We start from the raw sequence: 10,506 nt of genomic DNA, 5'->3' as shown, positions 1-10,506 counted from the left end.
CTAAATATTGTTTAAAGTATGAGTTTAAATTACAACATAATTTTTCATAATTTATTATTTTTACACTTCCATCTAAATTAACTATTTCTTTTTCATCATAATTATTAGGCTGATTTATAAAATCTTTTATGTGTATATTTTGAACTATATATTCTAAGTTATATTCATTTGCAATATATTGAACTACTTCATAGTTATACATAGAGTCTATACATATTTCTCTTATTTCTCCCATTAATTTTTTTTCATCTATTATCCTTAAAATAACATATCCTATTAGTTTTTTATCTTTTAAGATCACTAACTTTTTATAAGTTAAATTTCCCCAAGGTATAGTTGCACTTTCTAATAAAGCTTCAAATTGATTTTTACTTCTTAAAAATCTAGTACTATTTTGATTGTATATTTCTATCATTTCATTTAAGTAACTTTTATCATAATCCTTAACTTCTAAATGTGGGTCTACATCTTTAGGATAGGTTTTGTATTGATAACAATTTTTAACCAGACTGCATTTTCTTCTTGTATATAAAGACCTTGTTCCTGAAATAGTTACAATATCTACCCCATCATTTAGCATTTTTTCTTCAACATAATCTAATATACTAGATGAATACCTATTTCCTTCATAATCTGGATCTGTACATACAGCTCCTATTGATCCAACTTTTATATTATTTCCTTGTATACTTACATCTTGAATAAGGTAGTTTACATCTGAAACAATTTTATTATCTTTAGATATTACAATCATATTATCTACATTATTTTTATTTAATAACAGTGGAAATTCTTGTTGCATCGTTGGCTTATACCCTCTTAAATCTCTAAAAACTTTATTTATAAGTCCAACTACATTTTCAAATTCTTCTGGTTTTGTGCTTCTAGGCTTTATCATTTTAATTAATTTTTTTCTTAAATCCATATAGTCTTCATAATTTAAAGAATACTCCATTTCAATGTCTCTACTACCTAGAAATTTCATTTCAGATTTTTTACCTAATAAGTTTTCTATTTCTTTATTGATAACTATTTTATCTAGTTTAGATTCCATATCTTTAAGTATATTAAAATCTTGGATTCCAAATAATAAATTTTTGCATCTTACTGAATCCATAGGTTTCATATCTTTTCCTGGGTAAACTAAGAACATATCTCCAGCTTTCCATTTTTCTTTTTTATAAGTAGCATTATTAAATAAATCCCCTGGCCAAACACCATATGCCCATCTTAAAAATCCATCTAAGTTCCAATAGTAAGTAAACCATCCTTTAAGTCTTGATTCTATTAATGGAGACTCTAAAAATACATTCAACTTATTCGGAAAACAACAAGAGTACCAAGTAAAATATACACCTTTGCCTTTTAATTCTTTTTTTATATCATCTATCTTGTTTATATTATTTATAAGTTCACAAGTATTTAAAGATAAATTTTCTATATTTATATCACATTTTTCAAAAAATTCTTGATGATGGATTGCACATTTATACTTTATGTTTTTATTTCCTGAGTTTTTCTTTATAAATTCTACGTTTTCATTAAATATTTCTATATTATCTGGCTCGTCTACCATAATTTTAACTATATCTAGTAAGTCTCTGCATTCTAAATGATTAAATAATAATTTTAAATATTTTGCAAAGTCACTTTCATCTTTTATGTAATCAAATGTTTTTCTATCATTATCGTAATAATTTATTCTTATAGCATCTTTATAGTTTTTTAATGGACTTCCAAATTTAAAAGCATCCCAATTTCCTACAAGCCCAAATAAGTTTATTTCTTTGTTTATATTATATTTAAAACATAAATCTATATATTTATCTAAATTTGAAAAATCACATTGAATCTCTCCATGTTCCTTAAATACTCTAACTATATTCATTTCAAATAAATTATTTGAATTTTCATGAACTTCATAACATCTCTGTCCTGCCCATGGATAGTCAGTTACTATTAAATCTATAACTTTTTGTCCTAAGTTCGACATTGAAAATAAAAAATTATCTATTATTGTAAAATGTTCTTTACTATAGTATGGTACTTCGTAGTAGCGAGCCCAATTACATGGATGTTGCCATAAATCTAAAAAGAAGTCACTTTCTTTTACTGATGGTAATACATAATCTATAACTTCTATTTTTATGACTTCTTCTGTTATCAAAACTTCTGATTCGTATTCACTTGTATAGTAAGCTTTTACTTTTATTTGTATATAATCTTTCTTAAAATCACTTGGTATTTTTCCTTCTATCCACAACATTTGATCTTCTTCTATATACATGTAGTTTTGATTTAATATTTGATCCCCTATCAATTCATTGTTGTCATTTTGTATATATCCTAAAAAAGATGCTTTAAAATCATTTCTTAGGCTTTCTTCTAGTTCTAATTCTATTCTTATTTTATTATTAAGTCCTAAGTAATGAATATCATTTACGTTTCCTAACTGGCAGAAAAATTTTTCATCACTTTTTAACATAATCTGAAATGCAAACGATTCTTCTTTAACTATACATAATTTTGATATAATTTTATGTGTGTTATTACTAATGTTTCTTATGTGTTTAAATGAACTATCATATATATCTAATTGTAATTTCATCTCTATCTCCCTTTGTATATTCAAACCAATTTATCCAAATTTTCTTGAGTTCATTATATGTTAAATTCATTTAAGTGTAAAATAGATAAAATCTATAAGTTATTGATCACTTATAGATTTTATAAATGTATTTTCAACAAATCCATTATATACTTATACTTATTTATTAGCTCCTATTCTTTTATACTATAGTAAATATTAAATTAAAAAGATATAGAATATAACCATATTATAAGTTATACCCTATATCTTTTTAAAATTTATATTCATCCGTGTAAAGCTCATATATATCTGAAAGCTCTAACTGTATTTTCTGTAAGTCTACATGATAATCTTTATGAACTATTTTGTCTTCTTCTGTTATTATCTTATTAGGTAGTAATACAGTAAATTCCGTCCCATTTTTTCCATCACTTTCTAAATATATATTTCCATCCATTAATTCTACAAGTGATTTTACTAAACTAAGTCCAATTCCACTACCTTCTTTTTTTCTTCTCATGGACTTATCTCCTTGTACAAATCTGTCAAATATCTTATCTTGAATATTAATTGGAATTCCAATTCCATCATCTTTAACTTTTATCCCAACCCAAGTTTTATTATTAAAAATTTCAACTAAAATACTTCCGCCTTCTTCACTAAACTTTATGGCATTAGAAAGTAAGTTTAAAACTATTCTCTCCAACATATCTGGATCACATTTTATATCAAGTTCTTCTATGTCTGTATCAAATAAAATCTCAATACCTTTTACATTTGCATAACTTACAACAGACAAGGTCATATCTTCAACAATCTTTACTATATCGTAATTATCAAATTCTGGACATTTAAAACCTACATCTAATTTTGTAATATCAACTATATTATCTATTAATCTAAGCATCCTCTTACAATTTATATCTAGGCAATCTTTATATTTTATATACATATCTTTAAAATTACTTTTTTCTACACTAATTCCTAACAATTGGTTAGCTGAATATATTATATTTAAAGGAGTTTTTAATTCATGACTTATATTAGAGAAAAACTCATTTTTTATTATATCTTCTTGTTTAATTTTTTCATATTCTAATAAAGCTTTTTCTAATTCGTATTTTTGTGATACATCTTTTACTGTTAATACTTTATATTTTTTATTTTTTATTTCAAATACTTGTATTGAAATATCTAGGATTTTATCTGTATCTTTAATATATATATCCTTACTATAATGTCCTATTTGTGATATTTTACATTCAACTTCTTTAATATCCAACTCACCTTTGTATATCTTCTCTATATCAAATTTATTGCCTATTTCTAAATCACTAAAATAATTGCTTGCTTTAACATTTTCCAAAGCTTTTCCATTTTTATATTTTATATAATAATTTTCATCACATATTATAATATTACTATACTTATTTTCATCAATAATTTTTATAAATAAACTTCGCTGTTCATCCAAAATTCTATTAATTTTTATAGTTTGACTTAACTCAATAAATAATCCTAATATAAAAATTATAAATCCTAAAAATATCGTTGAATTTGCAGTTAAAGCTACTTCTCTAATTGGATTTAATAAATAATAAAAATCATATATAGATTTTATTGAAAACATAAGTGCACTTGATGCAATTACACTATATATATATTCTTTTTTCCTTAAGCTTTTCAAGAAAAACCTAATAGCTATCATTATATATACTATAGCTAAAAATATATTGTAATACTTATAAAAAGTAAGTGTCTCTTTACTATATGGATATAAGTAAGTAAATTCTATATATATAGATAAACAACTTATTCCAATTGTAATAAAAAATGCTTTTACTTTGTTATTTATAATAATCTTTTTTATTTTATTAAAATCACTTACTGCTATATATATAATTGTTGCTCTTACAAAAGAGGTTATTATTGCATTATATCCACTTAATTTAGGATTTAAATAAGTTATGAAATTTACTATACATATATCTAAGAAAAACATGGTATACATAAGTGACATTATAAATAATTCTTCTTTTTTATTACTTCTATACGACAATAAGCAACTTAAAACCCCTAACATAGCTAAAATTATACTACCTATCCTTATACATTCAGCTGTTGTCAATTCAAATATAGTCTTTAAACTTGCAATTTCTATGAGTCTAAAAATATAAATGCCAAACATAACTGTCGAAATTATAAGTATAATTATTATGTCAATTCTTTTTTGCTCTTTAATATTTTCTGAAATATTTTTGTACCCCATGCCATTTCCCCTTTTTTCTACAATCTATACAATTAAATTATAACATATAATTTATACATTACCATCATTTTTAATTCTTAAACCATTGAAAACACTTAATTTTGACTCATTTAAATATTCTATAAATTCATAGTTATTAGTATTCTTACTTTTTTTATTTTTAATATAATTTAAATTGCAATTTATTTTATCAATTTAAATATTACACTTCTTTTTATATCTATCGCTTTTTTAGGACATAACTCATGGCAACAAAAACACCTTATACATTTTTCTAAATCTATTTCTATTTTATTATTTAAGGTTATAACTTTAGCTGGACATATTTCTATACATTTTTTGCAATTTATACAATCTTTATGTGAAACTACTGGTTTGGGAGTTAATATTTTTGTAAGAGGTTCATGTAAAAATTTAGGCATACTTGATGCTAATAGCCTAAAATCTTTACTTGTTTTTGGTATCTTAAAATCTTTTATAATAAATTTATTTATATCATCTCCTAGTTCAGATATATCACTCAAATCTTTTTTTATATATCCTCGTTTTATACTTCCTCTTATCGTAGGTACTTTATTTATATCCAAGTTTATAATTTTACAAGCTACTATATCTAATGCATATGGACTAGATGATGCTAATGTTAAACCTACTTGCCTTGGTGTTCCTGCTGATGGTCCTTCTCCTTCCATACCTATTATTCCATCCATAATAGTCAAGGTTGGATTTACATAAGAACATATATCTAATAACACATCCTCACAAAATACTTCTTCATTTGGAAATCTATAATGAATTTCTGCTTTTTTTAATCCTGCTATAGACCCATATAAATTCTTAACCCCACCTGTAAAAGTTGCCATCCCATGAGTTTTCAGTTTGCATATATTTACTACATGATCAACTTTAGTTATTGGAGTTATTATATCCATAAATCTTAAAGCTTTAGCATTCTTATTTTCTATCTTAATGTCACTTACATCATAATTTAAACTTACTCCTAGTTCATCTGCTATATCCTTCATCCCAGTTGATTTATATATACTTTTAAGTGAAGAAATTGTATATGGCCCCCCCGGGCTATCTCCGATTATTATTTCACAATTTAGTTTAAGTAACATCTCACATATTACCTTAACTACCATTGGATGTGTAGTTGTAGCTTCTTCTGGACTTTTTTTCATAAGCAAATTTGGCTTTATCAATACTTTAGTGTTTGATTTTATATACTTTTCTATTCCACCTATATCTTTTAAATTCTGATTTATTGATGATTTTACATTTTCATACCTATAGTCATCACATTTTCTTACTGATACAAAATTCATATTAATCCCCTTTTAAAAGTTCTATTTATTAAATACATAATACCCATTAAAACTTAACCCTATCATATTTTAACATAAAAAAGGTACTATCTAACTTATAGATAATACCTTTTTATTTATTTATTTTTATTTTACATGCACTTCTATATTATCATTTTCTCCATCGATTATTATAGTACATCCATTATATATTTCTCCTGATATTAACTTTCTAGCTATTATAGTTTCTAAAGTATTACTTATATATCGCTTTAATGGTCTAGCTCCATAAATAGGATCATAACCTTCTCTAACCATCACATCTTTTGCTCTATCTGAAACTTCTACTTTTATATCTTTATCATTTAACCTATTTTTTAAAGACTTCATGAATATAGCTATTATTTTCTTAATTCCTTCTTTATCTAATGGCTTAAACATTATAATATCGTCAACTCTATTTAAAAATTCTGGCTTAAATCTTCTCTTCATTTCATTCATAACTAGGCTGTTAGCTTTATCATCTATATTTTCACCAGATTCTAATAAGTAGGAACTTCCTATGTTTGAAGTCATTATTATAATAGTATTTTTAAAATCAACAGTTTTACCTTTGTTGTCTGTAAGTCTACCATCATCTAGTATTTGAAGGAATAAGTTAAATACATCTTCATGTGCTTTTTCTATTTCGTCAAATAAAATCACAGAGTATGGGTTTCTTCTAACCATTTCTGTTAATTGTCCCCCTTCTTCATAACCAACGTATCCTGGAGGAGGTCCTATAAGTCTAGATACTGCATGTTTTTCCATATATTCGGACATATCTATTCTTATTATGTTTTCTTCACTATCAAATAAGTTGTTAGCTAATGTTTTTGCAAGTTCTGTTTTACCAACTCCTGTAGGCCCTAGGAATATAAATGAACCTATTGGTTTATTTTCATCTTTAAGCCCTGCACGAGCACGTATTACTGCATTACTCACAGCTGTTACAGCTTCATCTTGCCCAATTACCCTCTTATGAAGATCATCTTCTAGTTTTAATAATTTTTCTCTTTCTCCTTCTACTAGTTTAGTAACTGGTATCCCTGTCCACTTTGCAACTATTTGAGATATTTCATTTTCTGTAACTTCTTCTTTCAATAATGCATTTTTATAGCTTTCTTGCATTTTTAATTCATGTGTTTTTATTTGTTCTTCTAATTTTGGTATTGTTCCATATTTTAGTTCTGCTGCTTTATTAAAATCATATTCTCTTTCATACTTTTCTACATTACCTTTAGCTTCATCAAGTTGTGATTTTAAATTTCTAATTTCTAATATTTGACTTTTTTCATTTTCATATTTAACAGTCATTTCATCATTTTTAGATTTTAATTCAGCTAATTCTTTCTCTAATGTTCCAAGTCTCATTTTACTTTTTTCATCATTTTCTTTTAGTAGTGCTTCTCTTTCAGTTTCTAATGTTAATAACTTTCTTCTAACCATATCTAGTTCTGTAGGAAGAGAATCTATTTCACTTCTTATCATTGCCCCTGCTTCATCTATTAAGTCTATAGCTTTATCTGGTAAAAATCTATCTTGTATATATCTATCTGAAAGTTTTGCTGCTGCAACTATTGCATTATCATGTATTCTTATACCATGATGTATTTCAAATCTTTCTTTAAGTCCACGTAATATTGATATTGTATCACTTACACTAGGTTCTTCAGCTAAAACTGGTTGGAAACGTCTTTCAAGGGCTTTATCTTTTTCTATATATTGTCTATATTCATCAAATGTAGTTGCTCCTATACAGTTAAGCTCGCCTCTTGCTAACATTGGTTTTATTAAATTTCCTGCATCCATTGCTCCATCAGTTTTTCCAGCTCCTACTATTGTGTGTATTTCATCTATAAATAATATTATGTTTCCTTCTGAAGATTGAACTTCTTTAAGTACCGCTTTTAGCCTTTCTTCAAACTCTCCTCTGTATTTAGCTCCCGCAATTAAAGCTCCCATGTCTAGTGAGAATATTACTTTATCTTTTAATCCCTCAGGGACATCGCCTCTAACAATTCTTTCTGCTAAACCTTCAACTATTGCCGTTTTACCAACACCAGGTTCACCAATTAAAACAGGATTATTTTTAGTTCTTCTTGATAAAATCCTTATAACTCTTCTTATTTCTTCATCTCTTCCTATTACCGGATCTAATTTATTCTTTTTTGCTAACTCTACTAAGTTAGTAGCATATCTTGCTAATGCCTCATATGTTCCTTCTGGGTCATTCGTTTCCACTCTTTGACTTCCTCTAACATTTGATAATACATTTAAAAAGTCTTTTTTATTTATATTATATTGTTTAAATATTTTTCCTACATTAGTGTTAACTTCTATATCCATTATTGCAAGTATAACGTGTTCTACACTTATATATGCATCTTTAAATTCTTTAGATATTTCTTCAGCTTTTATTAATACTTCATTTATTCTTCTTGTAGCTGTTACCCCTTGTGAGCTTATTCCCTCTCCATGTAGTTGTGGTAACTTACTTAGTTGTGTGTTTATACTATTGTTTAACGATGCAACTGATATATTCATCTTTTCCATTATATTTGGAATAAGTCCATCTTCTTGATTTACAAGTGCACTTAGTAAGTGAATTACATCTACTTGTTGATTATTATTTTTTATTGCTATATCATAAGCTTCATTTAAGCTTTTTTGTACTCTTATTGTCATTTTATCTATATTCATAATAAAATACCTCCACTATTCAGTTTTATATTTCATTAGCACTCTTCATCATCAAGTGCTAACAAGTTGTTATTAATAATATATACACATATTTGTACTTTGTCAATATTTTTTATTTTTTCCCATCTTAATTTGCCAATGTAACTAATAATATCTCTTGTACATATAGTATACTATCTTATTCTAAGGGGGCATTCTATGATTTTAACTGGTGCACACTATATTTATATGTTTTTTATATTAATAATCTTATTTACTATGATTATGAAAAAAGATACAATAGTTCCTTGTATTTTAGGAGTTTTTTTATTGGCTTTATTTTATACAAGCAATCTATCTTCATCTATAGGATCTATTTTTAATGGGCTTATTATATCTTTAAGAGAATTAGGACCTGTAATAATGATAATTTCTATAATGGTATCTTTGTCAAAATCACTTGAAGATAATTATGCTATTGAATATATGATAAAACCATTTTCAAGAGTTATAAAAAATGAAACTACTGCATTTTTTACAGTAGGTATATCTATGATGATACTTTCTTGGTTTTTCTGGCCTAGCCCAGCAGTTGCTTTAGTTGGTGCTATTTTTCTACCAATAGCTGTTCGTTCTGGCCTTCCTGCTATAGGTGTAGCAGTTGCTCTTAATTTATTTGGTCATGGGCTTGCACTTTCAACTGATTTTATAATTCAGGGTGCTCCAAGTATTACTGCAGGTGCTGCTGGTATAGATGTGTCTAGTATTATAAATGATGGTATGATTTTGTTTTGGGTTATGGCTGTAGTTACTATTGGAGTCTCTTTTTACATGCTTAAGCGAGACATAAAAAATGGATTATTCAATAATGAAATAAAAGAAAATAAGCATATAGAGATAAAATCATTTAATATAAAAGCTAAAGTAGTTACATTTTTAGTATTAATATTATTTACTTTAGATATTTTAGCTATGTTTAAGTTTGATTTAAAAGGCGGAGATGCTACTGCTTTACTTGGAGGAACAGCTATAGTTTTATTAATTATAATAAATGTTATTAATCATGGAAAAGATAGTTTAGATAATATATGTAAAAACATTACAGATGGGTTTTTATTTGGCATGAAAATATTTGCTGTTATTATTCCCATAGGAGCTTTTTTCTATATGGGAGAGATTTTACCTTTAACAGATCTTTTAGGTGAGGTTCTACCTTCTACTTCACAAGGATTATTATCTGATATAGGAGTTGCTTTGTCTGAGGTCGTTCCTTTGAATAAATATATAGTTGCTCCTATTCAAACTATTGTTGGTTGTATAACAGGACTTGATGGTTCTGGATTTTCTGGTATGGCTTTAGCTGGATCAACTGCTGCTGTATTTGGAACTGCTATTGATTGTAATATTGGTTCACTTGCTGCACTTGGGCAAATTGGTGCAATTTGGACTGGTGGTGGATGTTTAGTTCCTTGGGCTCTAGTTCCTGCTGCTGCCATATGTGGTGTTAGTCCTATTGAGCTTGCTAAGAGGAATTTAATTCCTGTTTTAATTGGATTGTTTATAACGACTATCGTTGCTATATTTATTATATAAAAATATTTGAATAGGTTTTCCTTGTG

General features: G+C 26.4%; 5 protein-coding genes. 1 reads left to right on the top strand and 4 read right to left on the bottom strand.

Annotated features, from left to right (window positions below):
* From ACRCYC_RS05290 to clpB, 4 genes are all read right to left on the bottom strand, one after another.
* The coding region (locus ACRCYC_RS05290) for a GNAT family N-acetyltransferase (RefSeq protein WP_438618061.1) at nt 1-2,608 on the bottom strand (2,608 nt) is incomplete at its 3' end.
* A 253-nt stretch (nt 2,609-2,861) separates the two neighbouring features.
* The gene (locus ACRCYC_RS05285) at nt 2,862-4,859 is read right to left on the bottom strand and encodes a sensor histidine kinase (protein WP_438618059.1); all 1,998 of its coding nucleotides are present in this window, start codon (nt 4,857-4,859) and stop codon (nt 2,862-2,864) included.
* A gap of 182 nt (nt 4,860-5,041) precedes the next feature.
* Nucleotides 5,042-6,187, bottom strand: coding sequence for a DUF362 domain-containing protein (locus ACRCYC_RS05280; RefSeq protein ID WP_438618057.1), 1,146 nt, complete (start codon nt 6,185-6,187; stop codon nt 5,042-5,044).
* Between the two features lie 126 nt (nt 6,188-6,313).
* Nucleotides 6,314-8,908, bottom strand: coding sequence for an ATP-dependent chaperone ClpB (gene clpB, locus ACRCYC_RS05275; protein WP_438618056.1), 2,595 nt, complete (start codon nt 8,906-8,908; stop codon nt 6,314-6,316).
* A gap of 198 nt (nt 8,909-9,106) precedes the next feature.
* Between clpB and ACRCYC_RS05270 the strand changes: the two genes are divergently transcribed.
* Entirely contained in the window at nt 9,107-10,480 is a 1,374-nt protein-coding gene (locus ACRCYC_RS05270; protein ID WP_438618054.1) for a hypothetical protein, read from the top strand.
* Nucleotides 10,481-10,506: the final 26 nt, after the last annotated feature.

The organism is Paraclostridium sp. (assembly GCF_051657365.1).
In the GTDB taxonomy this organism is placed as follows: Bacteria; Bacillota; Clostridia; order Peptostreptococcales; family Peptostreptococcaceae; genus Paraclostridium.
The sequence above is the reverse complement of the archived record's forward strand: the minus strand, read 5'-3'. Positions and strand labels throughout refer to the sequence as shown.